Origin of the sequence: Longimicrobium terrae (assembly GCF_014202995.1) — a bacterium.
GTDB lineage: Bacteria > Gemmatimonadota > Gemmatimonadetes > Longimicrobiales > Longimicrobiaceae > Longimicrobium > Longimicrobium terrae.
The window spans coordinates 136036-159899 of record NZ_JACHIA010000013.1 but is presented as its reverse complement, the minus strand read 5'-3'; the positions used below and the strand labels follow the sequence as shown (position 1 = coordinate 159899).

Annotated in this window: 19 protein-coding genes; 5 read left to right on the top strand and 14 right to left on the bottom strand. The window is 65.1% G+C overall.

The genetic code is table 11. The features are described 5' to 3' along the window. The first annotated feature begins 71 nt into the window (after positions 1-71). Positions 72-338, top strand: coding sequence for a hypothetical protein (locus tag HNQ61_RS19020; protein WP_170032069.1), 267 nt, complete (start codon positions 72-74; stop codon positions 336-338). A gap of 40 nt (positions 339-378) precedes the next feature. Here HNQ61_RS19020 and HNQ61_RS19015 read toward each other — a convergent pair whose 3' ends face one another. Together HNQ61_RS19015 and HNQ61_RS19010 are read right to left on the bottom strand one after the other, a co-directional pair. After that, entirely contained in the window at positions 379-1719 is a 1341-nt protein-coding gene (locus tag HNQ61_RS19015) for a DUF6986 family protein (RefSeq protein WP_170032072.1), read from the bottom strand. A 48-nt stretch (positions 1720-1767) separates the two neighbouring features. Further along, entirely contained in the window at positions 1768-2337 is a 570-nt protein-coding gene (locus tag HNQ61_RS19010; protein ID WP_170032075.1) for a nucleoside deaminase, read from the bottom strand. A 481-nt stretch (positions 2338-2818) separates the two neighbouring features. Here HNQ61_RS19010 and HNQ61_RS19005 point away from each other — a divergent pair, with 481 nt between their 5' ends. Genes HNQ61_RS19005 through HNQ61_RS18995 form a run of 3 tightly spaced genes read left to right on the top strand, consistent with a single transcriptional unit; the run spans position 2819 to position 6161 of the window. Further along, on the top strand, positions 2819-4936 hold the full coding sequence (locus HNQ61_RS19005; protein ID WP_170032078.1) for a xanthine dehydrogenase family protein molybdopterin-binding subunit: 2118 nt from the start codon (positions 2819-2821) through the stop codon (positions 4934-4936). After that, on the top strand, positions 4921-5343 hold the full coding sequence (locus HNQ61_RS19000; RefSeq protein ID WP_170032081.1) for a (2Fe-2S)-binding protein: 423 nt from the start codon (positions 4921-4923) through the stop codon (positions 5341-5343). The genes HNQ61_RS19005 and HNQ61_RS19000 overlap by 16 nt, the downstream gene beginning before the upstream one ends. Continuing rightward, complete coding sequence (locus HNQ61_RS18995; protein WP_170032084.1) at positions 5340-6161, top strand: FAD binding domain-containing protein; 822 nt, start codon at positions 5340-5342, stop codon at positions 6159-6161. Before HNQ61_RS19000 ends, HNQ61_RS18995 begins: the two co-directional genes overlap by 4 nt. A 301-nt stretch (positions 6162-6462) precedes the next feature. Here the strand turns inward: HNQ61_RS18995 and HNQ61_RS18990 are convergent, their stop codons facing one another. Continuing rightward, positions 6463-6993, bottom strand: a complete 531-nt coding sequence (locus HNQ61_RS18990) for a hypothetical protein (protein ID WP_170032087.1) — start codon at positions 6991-6993, stop codon at positions 6463-6465. Beyond that, a complete protein-coding gene (locus HNQ61_RS18985) occupies positions 6990-7559 on the bottom strand; it encodes a hypothetical protein (protein ID WP_170032090.1) in 570 nt (189 codons plus the stop codon). Before HNQ61_RS18985 ends, HNQ61_RS18990 begins: the two co-directional genes overlap by 4 nt. 269 nt (positions 7560-7828) lie before the next feature. On the opposite strand from HNQ61_RS18985, the gene HNQ61_RS18980 reads away from it, so the two are divergent. After that, positions 7829-8698 carry a protein adenylyltransferase SelO family protein gene (locus tag HNQ61_RS18980; RefSeq protein WP_170032093.1) on the top strand — a complete coding sequence of 290 codons (870 nt, stop codon included), beginning with the start codon at positions 7829-7831 and terminating at the stop codon, positions 8696-8698. Here HNQ61_RS18980 and HNQ61_RS18975 read toward each other — a convergent pair. The 10 genes from HNQ61_RS18975 to HNQ61_RS18935 form a co-directional block, all read right to left on the bottom strand. Then, a complete protein-coding gene (locus HNQ61_RS18975; protein WP_170032097.1) occupies positions 8644-8928 on the bottom strand; it encodes a MafI2 family immunity protein in 285 nt (94 codons plus the stop codon). The two genes, HNQ61_RS18980 and HNQ61_RS18975, sit on opposite strands and share 55 nt — an antisense overlap. A 172-nt stretch (positions 8929-9100) precedes the next feature. Then, on the bottom strand, positions 9101-9274 hold the full coding sequence (locus HNQ61_RS18970; protein ID WP_170032100.1) for a hypothetical protein: 174 nt from the start codon (positions 9272-9274) through the stop codon (positions 9101-9103). Between the two features lie 14 nt (positions 9275-9288). Beyond that, a complete protein-coding gene (locus tag HNQ61_RS29865; RefSeq protein ID WP_420816049.1) occupies positions 9289-9744 on the bottom strand; it encodes a CDI toxin immunity protein in 456 nt (151 codons plus the stop codon). 1975 nt (positions 9745-11719) lie between these two features. Then, positions 11720-11887: an RHS repeat-associated core domain-containing protein gene (locus HNQ61_RS18965; RefSeq protein ID WP_170032103.1), complete on the bottom strand. Its 168-nt coding sequence runs from the start codon at positions 11885-11887 to the stop codon at positions 11720-11722. Positions 11888-12955: 1068 nt separating this feature from the next. Then, entirely contained in the window at positions 12956-13843 is an 888-nt protein-coding gene (locus HNQ61_RS18960; protein WP_205761192.1) for an RHS repeat-associated core domain-containing protein, read from the bottom strand. 720 nt (positions 13844-14563) lie between these two features. Then, a complete protein-coding gene (locus HNQ61_RS18955) occupies positions 14564-15664 on the bottom strand; it encodes an RHS repeat-associated core domain-containing protein (protein WP_170032106.1) in 1101 nt (366 codons plus the stop codon). A gap of 653 nt (positions 15665-16317) precedes the next feature. After that, complete coding sequence (locus tag HNQ61_RS29655; RefSeq protein WP_205761194.1) at positions 16318-17079, bottom strand: RHS repeat-associated core domain-containing protein; 762 nt, start codon at positions 17077-17079, stop codon at positions 16318-16320. Positions 17080-17408: 329 nt separating this feature from the next. After that, on the bottom strand, positions 17409-17708 hold the full coding sequence (locus tag HNQ61_RS18945) for a hypothetical protein (protein WP_170032109.1): 300 nt from the start codon (positions 17706-17708) through the stop codon (positions 17409-17411). A 139-nt stretch (positions 17709-17847) separates the two neighbouring features. Continuing rightward, positions 17848-18543, bottom strand: a complete 696-nt coding sequence (locus HNQ61_RS18940; RefSeq protein ID WP_170032112.1) for a hypothetical protein — start codon at positions 18541-18543, stop codon at positions 17848-17850. A gap of 13 nt (positions 18544-18556) precedes the next feature. Beyond that, positions 18557-23785, bottom strand: coding sequence for an RHS repeat-associated core domain-containing protein (locus HNQ61_RS18935; RefSeq protein ID WP_170032114.1), 5229 nt, complete (start codon positions 23783-23785; stop codon positions 18557-18559). Positions 23786-23864: the final 79 nt, after the last annotated feature.

Sequence of the window (23864 nt, the reverse complement as noted above, 5' to 3'; positions counted from 1 at the left end):
CCATGCAACGTGGTCATCACGGCCGGACGTGCGGCCGGCCATCATGCGCTCACCATTGCCGGAGTACTACAATGAAGAAGCTCAAACTTGACCTCGACGAACTGAACGTATTCTCATTCGACACCGGGACCGCGGCAGTTCGCGGCGGAACGGTGATCGCGCACAGGCCGCCGCCGCCGTCGTACATCACCTGCGACGAAGCCTGTCTTCAGACGCGCGACAACGGCTATACCTGCCAGTACACATGCGGTCAGTCGTGCGCCGAAACATGCGTGCTGACGCGGCTTACGAACGAGTGCGGCGGCTGCCAACCCGACACCATCAACATCTGCGTCTGAGCCGTGCATCGCAGGGCGGCGTAGATGATACGTGCACCCGTCACGCGTCTGCCGGTCCGCGCAGTTCAAGGATGTGGTGGAATGACCGGCTCGCCAGCTCTTCAGGCGTAAGCCCGGTGCGTTCCACCACTTCTTCGTCGGAAAAGGCACCGCAGGCGATGCCGCGCAGAAAGTAGTTGAGCAGCGCCTGCCCCGCGTGCGGATCATCGAACGACTCGCCCGCCTGCGCGGCCTTGGCCAGAAAGCCGCGCAGTCGCGCGGCGGCGGCATCGCGGCCGGCCAGAAAGAACGCGAAGACCGCGGCGTATCGCGTGGGAAGCTGCGCCGGATGCAGATCCCAACCCTGGTACCAGCCGTTCACCAGCGAGTGCTGCACATCCTCGTAGTGCATGCGCCACGCGCGGTGCACGGCCGCGCGGTTCTCGTCCCGCTGCGCGTCCGAGAGCGCGTCGCCCTCGTGCATGGGGACGGGGAGCACGGCGGTGGACCCGTCCGACATCCACATCCCCGTCCCCGCGAACGACACCTGCATCACGTGCCGCACGAAGTCGCACGCCTTATGGCGCATGCCCTGGTACGCCGCGGTAATGCCCACGCCTGACGTGTAATCATAGGTGCCGAAGTGCACGCCGGTCATGCGGCCGCGGGCGCGGTCCAGAAACTCCGGCATGGGGCACGCGCCGTCCGGGCCAATGACGGCCTGCGGCGTCTCGATCATGATCTCGAAGCGCAGCGATCCGCCGGGCAGCCCCAGCCGCGGCTCCAGCAGTTCCAGCACCTCCGCAAAGAACGTCACCTGCTCCGGGATCGTCACCTTGGGAAGCGTGATGACCAGCCCGGGCGGCAGCCGGCGATCCGTCACGTCCAGCAGCCGCGTAAGGAACAGGTCCAGCGTGCGGATGGCGCGCCCGCGCATCTCCTCCGTCAACGCCTTTACGCGCAGGCCGGTGCTGGCGGGAAGCGTACCGGCCGCCATCCCCCGCCCCATCTCTTCCGCCACCGCGAGCGCGGTCGCGTCCTCCTCCGCGTCCGGACGCACGCCGTAGCCGTCCTCGAAGTCCACGCGAAAGTCCTCCACCGGCTCGCGCGCCAGCTTGTCCGCGACGCGCGCGTACAGCGCCTCGGCGTCCAGCTCCGCGGGCAGGCCCAGCGCGCGCGCGAACACGTCCGCGGTGGGCGCGTACTCGCGCAGGGCGCGCAGGGCGTCCCGCCCGTGCGCCGCGGCCGCGTCGTGCGTGTAGAACTGCGCGCCCGCGTACACCGTGTGCACCGGCTGCCGCGCCGCGGATTCGCCCGGATAGCGCCGCACGAACGCCAGGTTGGCCGGCCGCAGCCGCGCCGCCGCGCGCTCCATCTCCGCGACGGGAATGGACGTCTTCATCGGCCGATCACCTCCGCCCTCCGGCACCGTCGCACGCTGCTCCGCCGTTCATCCGTTGTAGATGATTCCCTTTGACGAACCGTACAGCTGAAGCACCTCATCCGCCTCGTCGCGCAACAGGCCGTGCTCGAATCGGATGCCGCGCTCCGCCAGATAGGCGTACGAATCGGGGAACACCGGGCCCTCGTCAAAATCGATGCGGCGGGCGTCGTCGCGGCTGGCGCCGCACAGCACGCGGCGCACTCCGCTCCACAGCGTGGCGCCCAGGCACATGGCGCAGGGCTCGCACGAGGTGGCCAGCACGTACTCGGGCCCGTCGCTCGTTCGCAGGCTGAAGCAGCTCAGCCGCGACTGCGCCATCATGAACGCCACCATCTCGCCGTGCAGCGTGCAGTTGTTGAGCCGCACCACGCTGTTCATCCCCACGGAAACCAGCTCGCCCGTGGCGGCATTGAAGATGGCCGCGCCGAACGGACCTCCCGTTTTGCGAACCACGTTCTGGCGGGAGAGGTCGATGGCCAGCCGCATCTTGTCGTGATCGGACGTGTAGCGGCGGTCCCAGTCTACCGTATGCTGAACCCAGTCGGGATAGTCGATCTGGACGGGCGGGATGATCATGCGAGCGGGTGAAAGCTGGAGGAATGCGCTGCTGGATACGCCCGAACCATAGCCAAGCGGGGACGGAACGGCAATCCGCGGGACGGCCATCCGCTGTCCTCATCCGCCATTTATCGCACGGAATGGCTTGATGCGCCCTGTTTTCCGTTCGACGCGGTTGACGCCGTCACACGCGAAGCCGCAAACGGGTCGCGCGGCCGAAGAGCGCCCCTTCCCGCAGGAGCGCGCCCACCGCCACGCCAGCCTTCCGGCGCGGCCCCCGGAACCCTGGCGCGATCGGGTGGAGAGGCCTTGAAATGGACGGAGAGCGGCCACTTGCCCGCCTCACTCGTTTCCGCCTTTCCCGCCGCGGACGGGCCGCCGCCGCCCCGCCCGAAAGTTCTGGCCGTTGCTGGTCGGGAGGTCGCATTTACGCCCGGATCAGGATAGGTTATCCCTTCCTGACTTTTCTTCCCCGGATACCACTAGCCGCAGAACCCGCATGATCCCAGCCGTCGGCCGGTCCGTATCGCGCAAGGACGGAATGGCGAAGACCACGGGTGTCGCCAAGTACATCGACGACCTGCATTTTCCAGGGATGCTGTACGGGCGCACTATCCGCTCCACCATCCCGCGGGGCCGCGTCACGGCGATCCACCTGGACTTTGATCCGGCGGGATTCACCGTCGTGGACTACCGCGACATCCCCGGCCCGCGCTGCAACTTTGTGGCGCTGCTGGAAGACGACCAGCCCTTTCTGGTCAAGGACGAGATCAACCACGTCGCCGAGGCCATCCTGCTGCTGGCGCACGAGGACCGCGAAACCCTGGCCGGCGCCACGGTGCGCCTGGAGTACGAAACCGACACGCCGGTGCTGGATCCGGAGCAGTCGCCCACCGTCTTCAAGCACGTCCGCATTACCAAGGGCGACGTGGACTCCGCGTTCTCCCAGGCGGACGTCATTGTCGAAGGAACGTACACAACGGGCCACCAGGAGCACGTCTACATCGAGACCAACGGTGTCATCGCCGTCCCGCAACAGAACGGGATGACGATCTACGGCTCCATGCAGTGCCCGTACTACGTTCACAAGGCCGTCAAGCACCTGCTGCAGATTCCCGACGACCGCGTGCGCGTGGTGCAGGTGGAAACGGGCGGCGGATTCGGCGGCAAGGAAGAATATCCCAACATCCTGGCCGGCCACGCCTCGCTGCTGGCCCGCAAGTCCGGCCGCCCGGTCAAGATGGTGTACGAGCGGTCCGAGGACATGGAGGCCACCACCAAGCGCCATCCCTCCATCATCCGCCACCGCACGGGCGTAAAGCGCGACGGAACGCTGGTGGCGATGGAGATTGACGTGCTGATGGACGGCGGCGCGTACGTGACGCTTTCCCCGGTGGTGCTGTCGCGCGGCTGCATTCACGGGGCAGGCCCGTACCGGTGCGAAAACACGCGCATCCGGGGCCGCGTGGTGATGACCAACACGCCGCCCAACGGCGCGTTCCGCGGCTTCGGCGCCCCGCAGACGCAGTTCGCGACGGAGGTGCACATGGACCGCATCGCCGACGCGCTGGGGATGGACCCCGTGCACCTGCGCGAGATCAACGCCCTGCGCCCCGGCGACACCAGCGCCACAGGCCAGATCATGGGCGACGACTGCAGCGCGCTGGAATCCCTGCGCGCCGGCGTGGAGCGCAGCGACTACCACCGCAAGCGCGCGGAGTACGCCGGCACCAACCGCGGCATCGGCCTCTCCCTCTTCTTTCACGGCTCCGGGTTCACCGGCGGCGGCGAGGTGTACCTGGCGTCCAAGGCGACGCTGGAGGCCACCGAAACCGGCGCCCGCATCCGCGTGGCCAGCGTGGAGATGGGCCAGGGCACGCGCACCATGCACGCGCAGATCGTGGCCGACGCGCTGGGCATTCCGTACGAGGACGTGGAGATCGTGCAGCCCGACACCTCGCAGGTGCCCGACAGCGGGCCCACCGTGGCGTCGCGCACCTGCATGGTCGTGGGCCGCATTCTGCAGCGCTGCGCCGAAGAAATGCGCGAGGTGCTGGGCGACCGGACGCCCGGCGAGTACGTGCGCGACCACGGTCCCCTCTCCATCACCCGGCAGTTCCAGAAGCCGGAAGAAATCTCCTGGAACGACACCGAGTACACCGGCGACGCGTACGCCGCGTACGGCTGGGGGTGCGACGTGGCCGAGGTGGAGGTCGATCCGGTGACGTACGAGGTGCGTCCGCTGCGGATGACCATCGTGCACGAGGTCGGCAAGGCGATCCACCCGTCCATGGTGGTGGGGCAGATCGAGGGCGGCACGGCGCAGGGGATTGGCTGGGCGCTCAACGAGCACGTGGTGATGCGCGACGGCCGCATGGCCAACCCCACGCTCACCAACTACACCATCCCCACCACGCTCGACACGCCGCCCATGGAGGTGGTGGTGCTGGAGAATCCCAGCGGCTACGGCCCGTACGGCGCCAAGGGCGTGGGCGAAATGCCCATGGACGGCCCCGCGCCGGCGCTGGTGAACGCCATCCGCCATGTGGGGCTGGACGTACGCTCCATTCCCGCCGTTCCCGAAACCATCATGGAGGTGGCATGCGCTTCACGCTGAACGGCGCCGAGACCACGGTCGACGCGCACCCCATGAAGCGGCTGCTGGACGTGCTGCGCGAGGACTGCGGGCTGACGGGAACCAAGGAAGGGTGCGGCGAGGGCGAGTGCGGCGCCTGCACGGTGCTGATCGACGGCCAGCCGTCGGTGTCGTGCCTGGTACCGTTTGCCCAGGCGCGCGACGCGGAGATCGTGACCATCGAGGGGCTGGGCGGCGACCACCCGTACCAGCGCGCCTTCAGCGAGTTCAGCGGCGCGCAGTGCGGCATCTGCACGCCGGGAATGATCCTGTCGGCCGTGGCGCTGGGCCCCGATCCGTCGCTGGAGCAGATCCGCACGGGACTGGCGGGAAACCTGTGCCGCTGCACCGGCTACGAAGCCATCTACCGCGCCATTCAGAACGCATGAAGATCGCGACGACGACGCTGCAACTGCGCGAGCCCCGCTCCGTGGACGAGGCGCTGGTGATGATGAACGAGGACGCGCCGCTCACGCCCGTCGCCGGGTGCACGGACGTGTTCGTGACGCTCAACTTCGGACAGCAGCCCGCGCGGCGGTTCATCAACCTGTGGCCGCTGGATGAACTGCGCGGGATCTCGGAGGATGGCGAGGCACTGCGCATCGGCGCGCTGACCACGTACACGGAGCTGATCCGCTCCGACGTGGTGAACCGGCGGATGCCGGCGCTGGTGGCCGCGGCGCGCGAGGTAGGCGGCGTGCAGATCCAGAACCGCGGCACGCTGGCGGGGAACGTGGCCAACGGCTCCCCCGCGGGCGACAGCCTGCCGGTGCTGGCGGTGGCGGATGCGGTGGTGGTGCTGCGCAGCGTGTCTGGCGAGCGGCGCATTCCGGTAACGGAGATCTACACCGGCTACCGCGCCACCGTGATCCGCCCCGACGAGCTGATCGTGGCGATCGAGATTCCGCGCACGGACGGGGCGCAGTGGTTCCGCAAGGTGGGGACGCGGGCGGCGCAGGCCATCAGCAAGGTGGTGATGGCGGCGGTGCGCGGCCCCGAGCCGCGCGTCGCCTTTGGCAGCGTGGCGGCCACCGTGGTGCGCGTGCCGCGTACGGAGCGCGCCCTGGCGGACGGCGCCACGATCGAGGAGGCGCAGCGCGTACTGGCCGCGGAGATCACCCCCATCGACGATGTGCGCTCCACCGCCGCGTACCGGCTGCGCGTGGCCGGCAACCTGCTCGGGCAGTGGTGGACGGAAACGGTGTAGAATCCCGGCTCCCATGACGGGTTGTTACGCGGGTCCGGCGGAAACGCCGGGCCCGCTTCGTTATTCACCCGTGATGGTCCGCGGGCGAAAACACGGATCGTCGTCAACCTCCAGAGCCAACGAAAAGCGCCGTGCGAAGAAACGATGACGGCGGTGGCCGTTTCGCCGGATCAGCCTCCTCCGCGTGAAGATCGGTTTCGATCGTCGGGTGTGCGGACGAGGTTGACGGGCGTCTCCGGCCGCAGCACGTCACCGTCGTACGTGGCGTAGAATGCAGGCGTCATCCTGTCCTTTCAGCGGATCACGCGGCGGCGGCGAGAGCGCTGGTCCGCACGAAATTGCGGAGTCTTGTGATGGCGGCCGTGGCGCGCAGTTCCCGCAGATCATCTTCCGTAAGACGATCCACAAGGTGCCGCGCCTCGCTCCCCGCAAGAACTTCCAGCACCCGCTTGGGCGCGGCTCGCCCCGCCGCGACAACAACCGGGTCCAGCGCTCTCCCCAGCAGCCGCTCCAGGATGGCGGGCCGCTCAAAGTAGATCGTTTCTGCTTCCGGCTCGAACTGCATGACCAGAAACGGACACCGTGCCCACGGGCGAAAGTAGGATTTCAGTCCGGACTGCGTTTCCCTTACCCGCTGCGGATTGGTGGAATCGGCATTGATCACGAAGGCAACCGGGCGCGGGTGCTCAATCATGATCTGTCGTGCGAACGGCCTCGCGTCGTCGGCGCTGCTGCCGGACCGCACGGAGACTCCGTGTTCCTCCATCAGATCGGCAAGCAGCGCCTGGACCAGTCGATGCTCTGCTTCACCTCCTACCACCACGCTGATCATGGCTGCGACCTCACAAAGGAGTAGTTGGAGAGTCCGAACTCGTTGGCGAACCGAAGTTTCTGCTCCAGACCCGATCGCATTCGCCCGGTCCGCAGTGCGAGATCGACGTCCTTTCCGGTCCAGAGCAGAACATTCAGCGGCGACGCGAACTGCGTGAAGACTTCGGTGGGCTCGGAAAACGTGGCGACGCTGAACAGAAGCCCCATGGTTCCGGGCGGACGCGCTTCCAGCCGAAACCGCAGCTTTGCGACCGCCTCGATCCCGGGTGCTTCGGCAGTTGCCTTGCTTTCGATCAGAAATGCGCGATCACGCACGTACACGAAGCCGTCATGCTGTTCCATCGTGCCAAAACGCTGCGGATAAGAAACTTGGAAGGGCCAGCGGATCACCGCGCCTTCCAGCTGGAATGCGCGAATCACGAGGTACTCGAATACCTTTCCGCGCCCCCAGCCCGCAATGCGCTCTCCGGACTGAATCCGGCGCCAGAGCGCAATCAGGTCCGCGTGTGTCCATTCTTCCGCTTCCGTGGCGAGTTGCTCCGTGCTTCTGGCCAGTCTTGCTTCCATCCAGCCCCGCCCTTGCAGACGACCCACGCACCCCGTGAACGACCGAACTATATCCGGTTCACCCCGGCGTGTCCACCCTGTAACGTTTCCCGTCACCGGTGGGTACGCCGCCGCATCCGCGAACGGCGTTCTGGGAGGACCTGTCTGTTTGCCAAGGTTCATTGGCGTGCAGCACGGCAACTCATCGACGAACGCACAACCCGTTGCGGGCACGCGTCTTTCATTCGAGGCGAACATCACCGACCAGCGTCTCAAGCGATGGAAGCGCCGTGGCTGACCTGAAGCATCTGGAGTTCGACAACACGTATGCGCGGCTCGGGGAGCCGTTCGCGCGACGGGTGCAGCCCACGCCGCTGCGGGATCCGCATCCCGTGGCCTGGAACCCGGATGCGGCGGAACTGCTGGGGATCGACGCCGCGGAAGCGGAGGACGGGTTCTGGTGGAAGGCGTTCAGCGGCAACGAGGCGCTTCCCGGCGCGGAGCCGGCCGCCATGCTGTACGCCGGCCACCAGTTCGGCGCGTGGGTGCCGCAACTGGGCGACGGCCGCGCCATCCTTCTCGGCGAGGTGCGCGCGCCTGGCGGCAAGTGGGATCTGCACCTCAAGGGCGGCGGCGGCACGCCGTTCTCGCGCGGATTCGACGAGCGCGCGGTGCTGCGCTCCACCATCCGCGAATACCTGTGCGGCGAGGCCATGCACGGGCTTGGAATCCCGACGACGCGCGGGCTGTGCATCACCGGCAGCAGAGAGCCGGTGCGGCGGGAAACGATGGAGACCGCGGCCACGCTCGTTCGCCTGGCGCCCAGCCACGTGCGTTTCGGCACGTTCCAGGTGTTCGCGTCGCGCGGGGAGACGGAGCACCTGCGCACGCTGGCGGAGTACGTCATCGACCATCATTTCCCCCATCTGACGGGCGAGCCGGACCGCGTCGTCCGCCTTCTGCGCGAGGTGGTGGAGCGCACGGCGCGGCTGGTGGCACGGTGGCAGTCGGTGGGCGTGGCGGCAACTGTCATGCGTGCGCCGCGTCAGAAGGCGGGGCGGCATTGCACGGCGGCATGTCGCACACTTTGCTTCCGTCCGGAACCTCACTCGCGCCGGCGAAAAACCTTTGGAAGATCCTGCGGAATCTGCTGGGGATGATCACACCGGATCAGTTCTTCTGAAACGGTGATGGAATGCGGGAGTGCCGCCATGAGTTCAGTCCCGACGCACGAAGCGGATTCGCGCTCGTCGTCGGAGATCACACCGTCATGATAGAACCGAACCGCAATCCGGTCAGCCTGCAGGTCATACGCTACGGCGCGCAGCGATGGGCCGACTTCGCCCAGCAGGGCCACCTGCAGCACGAGCCTGAGTTCTTGTTCGTTCATTTGTCGCGTAAGATCGGCGCAATGTGAGGGAGCCCTTGGTCCTGGGGAGAAAACCTGCATTCCGGCCCGCGTTCTACTCGTCAGGCCCAAGCGGCGGATCGCCCACTCCTCGAACCACACCCTGAGCGACTTCACGCGGTTTCCGATCGATAATCCCTCGCAGAGGAGCGCATCACTGCCGGGTGACAGTGAATCCCCCCTTCGCTTGCGGAAACGATTCCGTCGACCAGATCCCCACGATCGACTGACCTTGAAGCTGTCCCTGCAAGCGAAGTGCGCCATGAGTCACACGTGGCGAAAGCTCCATCGTGATTTCTTTGCCACCCGAAACCTGAAATTCCGCCATGGCCACTCCGTCCGTCACCATGCATCTGGAGCCGGCGATGATCCGAAACAGAGTTCGCCTTCATGGTACACCTCGATGCACCACTTTCCGGCATCATCAACAATCCACATATCCCAGTCTATCTCCATGAGCGGTAACAGGTTACTCCTTAGAGCCCGGACCGGGACGTGAAGTATGGGGCGTAACGCGTTTGTCCATATGACGTACGCGTTTTCTTTTTTCAGTGGCACATGCGCGGCGATCTCGTTGACCAGCAGGCTTGCAGACTCGAGCGATTCCCAAGGTCGGCAGATGCTGTGGCTGACTCTGGACCAGTCAACTCGTCCCCACTCCGCGATCGGGAACCTGGATGTCAGGCATGCCTCGGCTTGGCTGTGTGCGTCCGTTCCCGGAACGAGCACCGTGTAGTCCCCTGACCGCAGACCGGCTGCAGCTGCGGCGGCGTAGATGTACGGATCCAGTGTTGTCATTGTGATGAGGAGACAGCGTATTGCGCCTCGGCAGCCTCATCAGTCCGCAGCGCAGCGTTCAGGGGGCATTGGATTGAGCCGAAATGCTCCACAAACCTCCCACACGTCCCCAGAAACTTCGGCTCAGAGTATTGGAGAGCGATGTCAACGTACCCGCCAATGCGGACCGCGGCGGAGAATGAGGGCTGCGTCTCGCCCGTCATGAACGTGCAGATCTGGTAGTCGCCCCGCCAGTTCGTGTGCGGGTAGATCGTCAGCGGCTGCATGCTGAGCGGCGCACGCACCCGTATCGGACCGCGTGAACAGCGAAACCCGGTAGTCGAACCGGTGCACCGCCAGAGGAGGGCCCAGCGCCTCCCCGAACGTGTATACCCCCCTTTGCTGATGATCGGTCGCTCAATGGTAGTAGACAGAACGGATTCACGTCACCATCCACGAGCATTACTGGCGTAATTACGCGAATGTGAACCGAAAAAGTTCCTTTCTAGTGTTCTTTTCGCGAGCCGCTCCGGTTCCCACACGAGCCTGCTAGCACGCTGGCGGCGCTTCCCAGCACTGCTCATCACCCCACTGGGTCCGGAAAAGGCAGGGAATGCTGCTCCCCAGGGTCGCGCTCACGGCAATGTCGTCCGCGGAGCCATGAATGCGATCCGGACCTGCGGACCTAAGCTCAAACGCTGTACCTGCGCGGACATACCGTACTATTGTCCCCCACATATCCGGCAGTTCGCCGCGGTCGTCCCTGTGGCCAATCCCGGGGCCGCGGAAAGTCTCGGGCAACGTTCCGATTTCTCTGCCGTAGCCATCGATTGCCCGTGCAACCCGTACGAGCCGGCGCCCGGTTGCCGAAATTGAGTCGCGTTGAGTCGCAGGGACGATTCGCTCCGGCCGATCGGACTCGTTCAGTGCCGGGCAGAGCCGGTATACTGTTGTACCCTCTCCGGTGGCACAAAGGGGAGCAATCCGTTCATAGCGAGTGGTCTGCAGTTCGTCGCGCAGTTCGCAGGGGAATGCCCGTCCCAAACGAGCAAGGGCAACGATGTCATCACCGGAATCAAAGGCGCCATCACTGCCCGCCGACCGGAGTTCGAAGGCGGTCCCGGTTGGTGCATACCGGAACTCTCTTCCCCAAGGGTCATTCAGGATACTTACTCGCTCGTCTCGGATTTCGTAGAGCGTAAGCGGGAGTGAACCCGCCGTACGGCCAACACGATCAATCACCCCGACGAGCGAGTAGAGCCGCCATCCCGCGTGCCAAACGGAGTCCTGTCGGGTGTACAACGCACCAAGGTCATCTGAAACTCGGCTGCCCCTTCCTGTCCCGCAGGCCGCCACCGCTGCACCTGCAAGAAGCCCGATGATGCCTGTCCCGCGCCTCAACATCCTGCTGGCAATCTGCTCGGAGATTCGGGCGGAGCACATCCGAAGGCGCATATTCGCGGAGGATTTTACGGGATTCCCAACTGGTTGCGTATCGTTTGCCAGTTTCCGCGTTGAGCGGCGCCAGAGTGAATGCATCCAAGGATATTTCGCGTCCCTCTGCCACCACTCGGAACGGGGAGTTCCCTGGCGGCATTGAAATTGTTTCCGATGCTCGTCCCAGGGCACATGTCCAGGTAGACCAGACCTCGGTTTCGTCTTTGAACTTGATGGCCATACTCATGAGCAAGGATGAACGCCCGCTGACCAGCCGTTGCGTATCCCAGCCGGGCCATCATCATTGAAGAACTCCCTGGTCACGATGATTCGTCCTTTGGGAGAGCCAGCAGGTTGACCATTATTGGTGTTCCCCACCAACCGAATCTGCCCACGTCCAGCATCGCCGTCAAAGGCTCGCGCACGGTCCCGTCCAGAAGACTGATCGAAAGGGCGAGGTCGTCTTACTGGTCATGCGAAAGGCGACCAAGTCACGTCGTGCGACCGATTCCGAGCCCTCCCAGCAGCCCATGTTTCCTGTACAGGTGGGCTGCGCATTTTAATTCGTACGGGTCTGAATAGCTCCCCGGATCGCCCGCCGCGAACCGAACGCGTAAAGCCCGCCCGCGAGGCCGATCGGGTCTTCCTGCGTGAAGCGGCCGGCCTGCGCGTCGTAGTACCGGTTGCGCATGTACATATTGCCCGGCAGATCCCGCTTGTTGTGCACCAGGCTCCCACCCAGAACCCGTCCGTTCCCGGCGGCGCCTTGCGCAGGCTGTGGTCCAGCCAAACGTAGTCTGCCCTGCTACAGTACTGTGGCAGGACACTGCATGGGCAAAGAAGTACGATGCCTCGCGTCAGGTAGCGCGGGGCATGGACATCATGATTGTTTTAACCTCGGATGGTGAAACTCACCCGTCTAGGCAGGGCGGAGGCAACTCCGAACAAGCGACTACACGGCCCTCGGTGACAAATAAGCATGGCACGACCTGCCCAAGGTGCCCCTCGACAACGAGATCGTCGGGGGTGTCATGGTTCCCGTCCGGACCCGCAGAACGTACCTCATAGTCCCGATTGTTCGGACGGTATCGGAGCGGGCGTCGCCAGATGTCACCGATCTCATCCATGTTGAGTGCGCTGGCACTCGCAACAGCGCGGAGCGTCAGCGGGAGTCCACCCAGATCACGCCCGGCAGCGTCGATCCCGCGAGCGATCCGAACCAGCCGCAACCCCATGAGTTGCACGGAATCCCGGGAAGATGCCGGAGCCTCGTCATCCCTCGACGACGGGGAGGTCAGCTGGGGGCACTGCAGCAGCACGATGATCGCACTGGGACCGCAAGGCGGCTCATACCCCGCACCCGTCCACGTCCGGAACTCGTCTCGGATCACACACGGCTGATTGCGGCCGATCTGCCCAAGTGCGATGACATCATCGGAAGTTTCGAAGATCCTGTCCGAGCCGCTGGACCGCACCTCGAACTGCTTCCCCCGTGGGATGTAGCGCACCGCCTGCCCCCACGGGTCGAACATCAACTCTGCAACAATGGGCTGCGTCGTCGACTCCAACGTGACCGGGAGTTCACCCGTTGAGCGAGCCTGAAGATCCACAACCCTGGTCAAACCATACAACACCTGTCTCGTTCCGCCGACGGAGTCCCGCTTCGTGGGCCCGATCGCGGGACCCATGACACCACGCCCCGCCGGCGCAGGGAGGCAACTCGCAAGCGCAATCAGTGCCATCAGACCGGCAGCATAGATCAACCTAAATTTCATCCGACTCCTTTCTCTCGCCTTTAGCAGACATGTGGCCCCCAAAGACCGGGCTGACGTGCAATTCGACACCCAACAAGGTTAGCGTCGCCCTGCAGCAAAGCATTTTCACCGTTCTGCGACTGGTCCCGAAACAGACCTAAGATGTACGCCCGGTTACTCGGAATCGCAGGGTTATCGGCATGTTGGACGAGCTTGCCCGTCTCATACTGGAAAATATGCCCAAGTTCGTGACCAAGCACCCATCCACGTTCTCCAGGTGTGTTATAACCGGTCAGAGAACCGGGCTGTTTTCCATCGAAAAACCCGTACATCACGTTGATCCTGCCACGCTTGTAGTCAGCCTCTGCGGGTCGGCCCCGCCAAGTTCTTTCAACCCTGCGGATGCCTCCATGGTCTAGCATGTGGAACAATCTGGTAGTTTCAGAGCCCGGTACCAACGTATTCAGCGCTGCGAAAGTAATGTCGTACTCTTGGTGAGAAAGCCCGCCGGGACACGTTTTCTCACCGACTCCAAACAACCCCAGCAAGCCCCTTCGTTTGTAGAGTCGATCCGCACACAACCCATATGGATCGCTGTAGCTCACCGGATCGCCCGCCGCAAACCCGTACGCATTCAGCCCGCCGGCGAGGCCGATGGGATCTTCCTGGCTGAAGCGGCCGGCCTGCGCATCGTAGTACCGGTTGCGCATGTACAGGTTGCCCGACAGGTCGCGCTTGTTGTGCACCAGGCTCCCCAACCCAGAACTCCGGTTGCCCGGCGGCATCGCGCGCACGCTGTGGTCCAGCCAGATGTACTTGCCCGCCCACTGCACCGCGGCCAGGCAGTACAGGTACGTGGGATTGATGTTGCCTGGCCGGCCCGGCACGTACCCGTCCACCGTCTCGTTGTCGCCCGGCTGCGAAGGCACGCGCGCGCACCGCTGCGTCTCGCCCGTGATGAACGTGCCGATCTGGCAATCGGCCCCGCCAGTTGGTGTGCGGGTGGTTGGTCAGCGGGTCTAACGCGGCAACGGCGGTGTCGTGCTGCGCGAACGTACTGTCGCGGAGGTCAACCGGGCTCCCCGTGCGCTCCCGCCTCCGCAATGGTTCGTGGCAACAAATCATGCCCCGCAAAGGCAGGGGGGGATGGGGGAGTTTCCTTTACGACACAAACGGCACCCTGACTCAGAGCCTTCGGAAGGGAACAACCTCCGCCACGCCCCTGACTGTCTGCCAGGAAATTGCGGCAACCCGAACTCCGTCACTCCGGAATGCTGCCAACGGCCTGGAATCCGTTTCTTTCCCCAGTCTATCCCCGCAGAATGCAGTAAAGAGAGCTACGTATATCTGATTGCCTTCAAAGAACCGCGTACATTCTGGACGCGCGTGAACAATGCGAGCGTAATCGGCGGAAGCTTGCCGAACCGCTTCCGGTACTCGTTGGTCAACGGCCTCGCCCAGCGTATCAGACGGGGGTATTCCAAAGGCGTGAGCAGCGTGAGGTCCCGGGACCAGATAGCCCTGCGATGCGGGTGACCTATCCCCTCTCGACATGCTTAAGCAGCCGCTCATCGAGACGATTACGCACGCTGCCAGAAACTTGCAATGTTGGCGGTATGGGCCTGACCGATCCATAATCTGGGTTCTCATCAGTAATCCTGTGGATTCGGGTTATCGGGACCTCTCGGGATCACAAACCGGTGGTAGGTTGTCATGGTGACAGAACCGTCCCGAGACGGCGTTAGCCTGTAAATATATTTATCATCGATGATGTAGGTTGTCGGCATGATACCCAATCCTACATAAGCTCCACTTCCGCTAACGTCTGTGTCGCTTGGGCCGCGGGTGTACTTATCTCCAGGGATGCCGCTTTCCCTATCTAGACCAACATTCCCGTGTGTATGGTAGTCATATGTGGTATTACGATTTACGGGAATTCGAATGTCTTCTCTCGTTGCGTTCTGGCCGGGGAGGCATCCCCCCGCCACGCTGCAGGACGCACCCTGTTCAAGAGCGTATCCACCTTCGTCATGCGGTGCATTGTTGAATGCAGCCTCCATTGGTCGCCTCTTGGCTGGATCATCCAGTACCGCATCGCCCGTTCGGCCATTCGGAACACTGAGCAACGCGACTGCGGCGCCAACGCACACCGGGCACAACCCATACGGATCCGAGTAGGTCACCGGATCACCGTTCGCAAACCCGTACGCGTTCAGCCCGCCCGCGAGGCCGATGGGGTCTTCCTGCTTGAAGCGACCGGCCGTCGCGTCGTAGTACCGGTTGCGCATGTACAGGTTGCCCGTCAGGTCCCGCTTGTTGTGCACCAGGCTCCCCACCCAGAATCCGTCCGTCCCCGGCGGCGCCTTGCGCACGCTGTGATCCAGCCAGACGTAGTTGCCAGCCCACCGCACCGCCGCAAGGCAGTACGGGAGCGTGGGGTTGATGGTCCCCGGCCCGCCCGGCACATATCCATCCACCGTCTCGTGGTCGCCCGGCTGCGAAGGCACCTGCACGCACCGCTGCGTCTCACCGGTGGAGAACGTGCCGATCTGGTAGTCGCCCCGCCAGTTCGTGTGCGGGTAGATGGTCAGCGGCTGCATGCTGATGGGCGCCGGTCCCGTGTCGTACTTCGAGAACACCGAGTCCCGGTAGTCGAACCGGTGCACCGCCGGCGGATGGTCCAGCGCATCCCCGAACATCATCGCTGAAAAGCCAAACGATGGCTTAAAGATGCTCTCCGGTGATGTCATCCCAGCCTGGGACGCATCTCGGCATATATCGGCACCACTCACCTCGCCGTGCCCGCATCACGCGCAACAGCACGGCTGCTGTTCCGCCTGATGCACCAATACAGGTACGGACCAACATGGAGCCGGTCCGTACCTGTTAGAGGTTTCAGCGGGTTAAGCGCAGTTCAGAACCGGACGGTGTCCAGAATAGTTTGGGTTACTACCAGAAAAAAGCCAGCGAACACCAGCCGCAGGTCGGGTCCGGTGCGCCTGCGTAGCCCAGCCGCGAAGGCCGCTGCGAATGCAAGGCCCAAAAGGCAACTAACCCCAAGGCTAAACATCGCCAGCGAACTCCGTCCCGTGATCATGCCGCGGTAAAGACTCGATCCGGCGAATCCCGAAAAAATCATGCTCAAGGACAGCCCCACCGCGTTAGCAAAGACACGTCCGTTCATTTTCTCCCTCCTCGATCTGGGTGTATCCCCCGGCAGCCTCGGCACGGCGGCGCTCACGGTGTTGGGGCAATGAGCGCCGTCCCGCAAGAAGCGGCAGCGGCAGTAGACGTTATCGACAGCTCCACCTTGGCTTGTGTATGGTCCTCTTTCATGTCTTCCCAATTGCGAAGCGCATCAAAATACTGTTCGTTCTCGTGTGTAAACTCGATACCAGCAGCCTCACCGCCGCCGTTTGCATAGATCTGGTAACCGCCGCTGGCGTTCCCACTGTCGGCGCATCTGGTCTTCAGCTCTTCGCATCCGCCGTTCGGTGGTCACCACCCGGCGTGCGGCCAAGGCTGTGACGGCCGCACCACCCAGGCAGACCACTGTCCCGATGCCAGGACCATCCTCTCCCGCAGATACCAAAGCTCGTGAGCCATCCGGATCTGTGCATTGCAGGACAGCCTCACCGCTGATCGCCCATGCGCAGAGTCCATACGGATCCGAATAGCTCACCGGGTCCCCCGCCGCGAACCCGTACGCGTTCAGCCCGCCCGCAAGGCCGATGGGGTCTTCCTGGCTGAAGCGGCCGGCCTGCGCATCGTAGTACCGGTTGCGCATGTACAGGTTGCCCGTCAGGTCCCGCTTGTTGTGCACCAGGCTCCCCACCCAGAACTCCGGGTTGCCCGGCGGCATCGCGCGCACGCTGTGGTCCAGCCAGATGTACTTGCCCGCCCACTGCACCGCGGCCAGGCAGTACAGGTACGTGGGATTGATGTTGCCCGGCCCGCCCGGCACATACCCGTCCACCGTCTCGTTGTCGCCCGGCTGCGAAGGCACGCGCGCGCACCGCTGCGTCTCGCCCGTGATGAACGTGCCGATCTGGTAGTCGCCCCGCCAGTTCGTGTGCGGGTAGATGGTCAGCGGCTGCATGGGCAGCGGCGCCGGCACCGTGTCGTACCGCGTGAACAGCGAGTCCCGGTAGTCGAACCGGTGCACCGCCAGCGGATGGTCCAGCGCCTTTCCGAACGTGTACGGACGCTAGGTCCGAAAGACGGTGTCAACCATCAGCCAACGCCGCGGGTACCGACGCGGACCTCGCAGTCGCGCAACGCAGGAGTAGCGTGGCGACACCTGTAGCTGCAAACCGTGGTAGTAAGCGCGCCTGGCTTTTGCCGCGATCATAGACATACCCGATCCGGTGTACTGGTCAGCACACCGGATCGGGTATCTTTCAAGGGAGTCGCGCCGATTGCCGGCCCACCAATACATAGACCAAGCCGAACAGGACACGTGCCAATCACACCGGCGTTTCGGGTGACACCGAGTCAGCTTGGATCCATTCCAGTATGGGCTGAAACTCCCTGTTCAACGCCGGTCTCAAGAAGGACATGAACTCCTTCGAGGCAATGAGTTCGTCGGCAATGTATTCCAAAAAACGAGACCGAGATCACTTCTTTCACATACTCTGATCCGAACGCTGCCCCCCGTTCCATCACGGCGAACAGCGCATCGAGAGTCTCACCCCCGTTATTTACCCCATCGAGGCTTTCCTTGTACAGTTCTAGAACGAAGCGGCTAACATCACCCATGAGAACGTGCGGGAGAAGATCGTCGTTGTCAGCCACCCACCGTACCAGATCAGAGTCGCTCCGGGATTGCCGTTTCACCTCGTGCAGAACTGGCCGCGCAACCGGGTGAGCAAGTGATGCAATGAGCCGCCCTTGCTGGCTGTCTCATGCTCTCGACTGACCGCGCCGCCGACTTTCACAAGGTCGAGTGAACCGTGAACACCTCGCTGTTCCTTGCAGACCAGGCAATCAGCCGACCGTCTTGGGCGAATACGATTGTGTACAGGCGCGCAGTCCACGGCATGCTGATCGCGCGCGTATTACGCGTCAGCACCGTTACGCGTACAAGGGTGCCTGATGCAAACACCAAGGTAGTGTCACCGGGCCAGATTTGAGGGCGCCTCCCCGCCCATGTGCGCAGCAAAGCCGCCGTCCGCTCGTCGGTTGCAGCGTCCGCTGCGTAGACGATTTCTGCGCCACCATGCGGATCGAGCACGCGCGCGATTGTCCGGCCAAGCGCATCTGCCTCTTCGCGGGATCTCGGCGGGGGTGCCACCTGAGACACGAACTCTGCCACGTCGGGCTCTGAGAATCCGCCCAGACGAAACGCGCGGCTGGAATCAGCCGCAATCAGGTACCATTTGGAATGATCCGCCGGCAGGCTGCCCCGCCACAACACCAACTGGTTCCCCATCGGCTGAACCAATTCCACCCGCAGACTTCCGGTTCCATCAAGACGGGTTGACGCGGCCTCATAGAGCGTGAGATCCGCGGCGATCTGCGGCCTCAACATCGCAGAAACCTCCTCCGGAACCAGGACTTGGCCGTGTATGGCTGTCGGAGCTTGAAACGCCATCAGCGTGGACGCGAGCAAGACGACTGCGTTCTTCATGGTTCTTTCTTCATCAGGGATTCACAGGTACTCTGGGGATATTCGTTTCGCCACGCACCGTGTTCTCCGTCTGCCGCGCGCACGGCTCGGAAGCACAGCCAAGTACATGCGCGAATTCGTGTCCGGCAGCTGCAGGGAATGTGAAAGGTACCCCATCGCTCTGGGAGATCGATGCGAAATCTGCCGGGTTGACCGTAACGGTTCCACCTTCCCCGTGCCCGGCGACCGGAGTAGGATCCCAACACCCCCCCGCGAAGCCCGCGCAGGATGCCGGAAGTGATCCGACACGGAACTCGACGTATTTGCTGCTGGCCTCGATCTCTCTCATTTGACGGTCTATGGTAGGCGAAGCACTTCGTGCCGCTTCCAGTTCAGCCCCCCCACTTACAATCACTAGAGTGTCGCCGCGCAATCCATACGGATCCGAGTAGCTGACCGGGTCGCCGTTCGCGAATCCGTACGCGTTCAGCCCGCCTGCGAGGCCGATGGGGTCTTCCTGGCTGAAGCGGCCGGCCTGCGCATCGTAGTACCGGTTGCGCATGTACAGGTTGCCCGACAGGTCGCGCTTGTTGTGCACCAGGCTCCCCACCCAGAACTCCGGGTTGCCCGGCGGCATCGCGCGCACGCTGTGGTCCAGCCAGATGTACTTGCCCGCCCACTGCACCGCGGCCAGGCAGTACAGGTACGTGGGATTGATGTTGCCCGGCCCGCCCGGCACATATCCGTCCACCGTCTCGTTGTCGCCCGGCTGCGAAGGCACGCGCGCGCACCGCTGCGTCTCGCCCGTGATGAACGTGCCGATCTGGTAGTCGCCCCGCCAGTTCGTGTGCGGGTAGATGGTCAGCGGCTGCATGGGCAGCGGCGCCGGCACCGTGTCGTACCGCGTGAACAGCGAGTCCCGGTAGTCGAACCGGTGCACCGCCAGTGGATGGTCCAGCGCGTCTCCGAACGTGTACGCCACCCGCCCCGTGCTAATCTGGTACGGCGCAAGCTGGTTGCTGGGAGTCACGTCCTGCTCCGGATTCTCCCCACCCGTCCGGATCTCCCACAGAATCCGGTCGCCGTCCCACACGGTGCGCACCAGCGATTCCCGGCAGCCGATCTCGCAATGCTCACGGCTGCGCACCAGCACCCGCCGCCCCAGCGGGTCGTAGCGGTACTCCTCGAACGCCGAGCCCTCGCCCGAGCGCATGGAGTAGCAGCGCATCTCCGAGTGCCCCGGCCCCGTCGGGATGAAGAGGAAGTACGGGATCGACGTCACGACCGCGGTCATGGCGCAGGCCTGCATGTCCACGATGCGCAGCCGGCCGGCGGCGTCGTAGTGGGAGGCCTTGCCTTCCAGCCGGCGGGAGTTCGCGATCCCGCTGTACGGGCGGGTGTCCGTGCTGAACACCGTGTTCCCCGCCGAGTCGAACAGCGCGCTCGTCGCCGACGTGATCGCCGCGCCCGCGCCCGGCGCGCCGGACTGGAAGCGCAGCCGCCCCGTTCCGGGCTCGTAGTCGTGACGGGTCACGTGCAGGGCGGGCACTTCCACCTTGGTGTAGTCGTACTTCTGCACCACGGCCGCGTTGCCCAGCGCGTCCTGCACATAGCCCTGCTCCATGTAGTTGGTGCCGTCGGGCGACGAGCGCGACCACGCCAGGCTCCCCAGCCCCGAGTAGAAGTTGGTCACCTCGCCGATCCGCTGGTTCACGTGCGCCAGCTTGCCGCGCACGTCGTACGCCATCGTGTCGTCGTCCAGCGCGCCGATTCCCGGAATCGTAAGCCTGCGCGTGCGCAGCCGGTTCTCGGCGTCGTACGTGTACACCTCCTGCGCGGTGCTCGGGTACAGCTCCCCCGTCTTCTGCCCGGCGATGTTGTACGCGAACTGGTGGATCCCCACCGGGTCCGTCACCGAGGCCAGCGCGCCGGTCACCGGGTCGTAGCTGTTGTGCACCGTCCATCCGCTCGCCGGCGCCAGCGTGGACGGGTGGATCAGGTCCGTCCGCCGCCCCGCCATGTCGTAGGCGTACCGCAGGCCGTACACGTGCTGCGTGGTGTCGCGTGTGGCGTACGTCCCGATGACCAGCGTATCGCCGGAGATGGAACCGTTGGGGTTGTAGCCCCGCCGCACGATGGCGTCGCGGTTGGCCGCGTGCACCATGTTGCCGGCCAGGTCGTAGTCGAACCGCTCCACGTCACCCGGAATGGTGATCGTCTGGCCCGCCGCCGTCGCGTTCCCGGAGGCGTCCGTTCCCCAGATCGGAAAATTGAAGGCCTTTCCGTATCCAACGGAATCGACGTAGCGCGGATTCGTCCTCGTGGCCGGCAGGGTGCGCGTACGCAGCCGGTTCAATGCGTCGTACGTCATCGTGATGCGGTACCGGAGCCGGTTGGTGACCGCCACCGCGTTGCCTGCGTTGTCGTACTCCGTGGAGTCACGCTTTCCGTCCGCGGCGATCTCCACCGTCTTGCGACCCGCCGGATCGTACTCGAAGCCGGTGGAGAACACGCCCACGTGCGCGGTGTCGGGCACCGCCCACCGGCGCACCGTCGCCAACTCGCCATACGTGTTGTACACGTTCTCCACGAACAGGCGTTCCTCCGGCGTGGTCCACGGGGCGCTGTAGGCCGGATCGCCGACGACCATGGACAGCGCCGGCCCGCGGCTGACGGTCAGCGCCACGCGGCCCGCCGAGTCGTACACGACGCTGTCGCGGCGGAAGAGGCCATTCGCCGGGTCCACCGGACTCTTGGTCACCCACGGGCGCCCCAGGCCGTCGTTCACGTACTCGGTACGGATCTTGGTGGGGCTCACCGTCGAGGCCATGTTCCCGACCCCGTCGTAGTAGATGGAGTCGCCCATCACCCCGTGCTCCACGTTGGACGGCGTGCGCACGGTGGCCGGCATCCCGGCGAACGCGCTGCCCGCGGGATAGTACCCGTAGTTCACCCGCCGCCCGGCGTCGCTCCCCAGCTGCTGCCACAGCCGGTTCCCCGTCGCCGCGTCGTACGCCATGGTGTCCTTGCCCACCAGCTGCGTCAGGGCACCGGTCGACGAGACCTCGTATCGGGCGAGCCGCACCGGCGCGTCCCACGTGTCGTCGTAGAGCACGGTGGTCCGCGAGTTCCGCCCGTCGTTCAGCGGGTTGATCACCTGCGTCGACACCACCCGGCCGCGCGCGTCGTACTCGGCCGTGGAGCGCAGTCCGTTGGGCGCCACCGTTTCCGTCGGCAGCGCGGGAAAGCGGGTATCGCCGCGGGTGACGGTGGTCACAGCCCCAAGCGGGTCCTGCGCCGCCACCGGCCCGCCCCACCGGTCCAGCCAGAAGCGCGTGGTGTCCGCCGCGTTCTGGCGCGGCCCGTCGATGGTGGTGATGACCTGCGCGGCGGGGACGGGCGGGCCCATGTTGGGGGTCCCGCGCGTGGATGCGTTGTAGTACACGTACCCGATGTCCTTTGCCGGGTCGCCCATCCACACGGTCGCGCGGGACAGCTCGGCGCCCCAGTCGTACTCGTAGCGCGTCGTGGTGCCGCGCAGGCTGATGCTCCGCGTCATCCGGCCGGGCTCGGTGTTTTCACCGTACTGAAACTGCCGCGCCGGCACGCCCGGATCCTTGATCCACAGCTGCCGCCCCGTTGCGTCCGGACCCAGCGTGACGGTGCGGGCCGCGTTGCCCGCCAGGTCGGGCGAGGTCACGCGGTTCAGGCGGCCGTTCGCGTCGTAGTAGAAGCGGAACGGCGGCTTGTGGGCCAGGTAGCCCACGCCCGTGGGCGTGAACACGGCCTGCAGCCGTCCGGAGTCGTGCCAGAAGTGCGTGTGCCGGTCCAGCACATCCACGGTGGCGATGTGGCTGCCGTCCGCGCTGTAGTAGATGCTGGCGCCGTTGCGCAGCCGCCGCACGTACGCCGCGTCCTGGTAGGTGGTGTTCGTGCGCAGCGTGTCCGGCCGCCCGCCCGGGTTGCGGGCCACCCAGATCCCGTTGTCGCGCGCCAGCGGACCCTGCTGGTACAGACGCGTGCTCCCGTCCCCGCCCACCCACAGGATCTCCTTGTAGCCGTTGTTGCTGGGCGAGAGCACCAGCTGCTCCAGCCCGGCAAGCCACCAGCCCCGGCCGAACGGGCTGTTCCGGCGGTTCACGATCGCGAACCGTCCACGCCGGATCCAGTCCTGCGTCTGTCCGTCCGCGTAGGTGGCGGTAACCACGAGGAAGTAGTCGTACACGCCCGTGTTCTGTTCGAGCGCGTTGTAGCTCAGCGAGACGTGGCTGGTCTGTCCCGGGGTGAAGTTGCTCCCCGGCCAGGTGGCCTGCGCCTGCAGCACCCCCGCCTCCGGCATGCTGCGCCCCGTGTGAACGCGCACAGTCACCTGCGTCAGCGCGGCACGCCCCGTCGGCGGCGTCACGTAGACGCCGAACGTGGGAATCGGGTGCGCCTGGTCGCTGCCGTACAGAAGCGTGGGGGCGCGGCTGCGGTTCAGCACGCGGACGGCGGGAAGCGCGTGCGCCACCCGCAGTTCGCCGCACTCGTACACGCCGTCCAGGCCGGCCGGCGCGCTCAGGCACTGGCCGCGCGAGGCGTCCGTCCCCGCGCCCGGCACCACCATCACCGGCGCGCGCGAGTCCCAGTGCGTCACGGGGCGGCCGGGCACCGCGTCGCGCCCGAACTGCTCCGCCGGGTACCAGTCCGCCTGAATGGAGTCCACCACCTGCCGGTAGTTGCCGGCCGTGACCCGCGGGCTCCACTTGGTCACCTCCGCCGGGGTGGCGGGCCGGTCCCACAGGTGGCGGAACAGCGAGTCCACCGCCACGTCGGCGCCGTGGCCGGTCACGAACGCCGCCTGGTACTCCGCCGACTTCGCCAGATCCGCCACCAGCGCCGCCACCGTTCCGCCCCCGGTGGAGATCCAGGACACGCGCGCCGTGATCTCCGCCGCCGTCGCATCGCGGTCCAGCACCTGGCGGTACGCCATCCGCACCACCTCGCTGAGCACGGGGAGCGGGGAGGGCGGCACGGGCGGCGTGGGCGGCGCGAACGCAGCCGCCGTCCCGCTCGCGGCCGTGCCTGCCCGCGGGGCCGCATGCCGCTTGTCAGAACGGGAAGCGGATGAAACCGCGTGCTCCGCGCTGGTGGCCGGTCGCGCGGGTGCGGATGGACGGGCCGCGAGTTCGCGCAGGCCCAGCCAGCCCACGGCGGAGAGGAAGGGGACGAAGACGAGTACCCGCGCATGGCGGGCGAGGGCGGAGCGGAAGTGTTGCGGCATGGAAGCGTCTGGAAGGAATGCGGCCCGGGGAAGACGGGGGCCGCGCCGTGATGCAGACCGATGATAACCGCGCCCTTGA

Bases quoted from the DNA above. Each gene is read 5' to 3' on its own strand.
- HNQ61_RS18955 (WP_170032106.1), bottom strand. From the start codon at position 15,664: ATGACATCACCGGAGAGCATCTTTAAGCCATCGTTTGGCTTTTCAGCG.
- HNQ61_RS18940 (WP_170032112.1), bottom strand. From the start codon at position 18,543: ATGAAGAACGCAGTCGTCTTGCTCGCGTCCACGCTGATGGCGTTTCAA.
- HNQ61_RS18990 (WP_170032087.1), bottom strand. From the start codon at position 6,993: ATGATCAGCGTGGTGGTAGGAGGTGAAGCAGAGCATCGACTGGTCCAG.
- HNQ61_RS18935 (WP_170032114.1), bottom strand. From the start codon at position 23,785: ATGCCGCAACACTTCCGCTCCGCCCTCGCCCGCCATGCGCGGGTACTC.
- HNQ61_RS19015 (WP_170032072.1), bottom strand. From the start codon at position 1,719: ATGAAGACGTCCATTCCCGTCGCGGAGATGGAGCGCGCGGCGGCGCGG.
- HNQ61_RS18970 (WP_170032100.1), bottom strand. From the start codon at position 9,274: ATGGCGGAATTTCAGGTTTCGGGTGGCAAAGAAATCACGATGGAGCTT.
- HNQ61_RS19000 (WP_170032081.1), top strand. From the start codon at position 4,921: ATGCGCTTCACGCTGAACGGCGCCGAGACCACGGTCGACGCGCACCCC.
- HNQ61_RS19005 (WP_170032078.1), top strand. From the start codon at position 2,819: ATGATCCCAGCCGTCGGCCGGTCCGTATCGCGCAAGGACGGAATGGCG.
- HNQ61_RS18975 (WP_170032097.1), bottom strand. From the start codon at position 8,928: ATGAACGAACAAGAACTCAGGCTCGTGCTGCAGGTGGCCCTGCTGGGC.
- HNQ61_RS18985 (WP_170032090.1), bottom strand. From the start codon at position 7,559: ATGGAAGCAAGACTGGCCAGAAGCACGGAGCAACTCGCCACGGAAGCG.
- HNQ61_RS29865 (WP_420816049.1), bottom strand. From the start codon at position 9,744: ATGACAACACTGGATCCGTACATCTACGCCGCCGCAGCTGCAGCCGGT.
- HNQ61_RS19010 (WP_170032075.1), bottom strand. From the start codon at position 2,337: ATGATCATCCCGCCCGTCCAGATCGACTATCCCGACTGGGTTCAGCAT.
- HNQ61_RS18995 (WP_170032084.1), top strand. From the start codon at position 5,340: ATGAAGATCGCGACGACGACGCTGCAACTGCGCGAGCCCCGCTCCGTG.
- HNQ61_RS19020 (WP_170032069.1), top strand. From the start codon at position 72: ATGAAGAAGCTCAAACTTGACCTCGACGAACTGAACGTATTCTCATTC.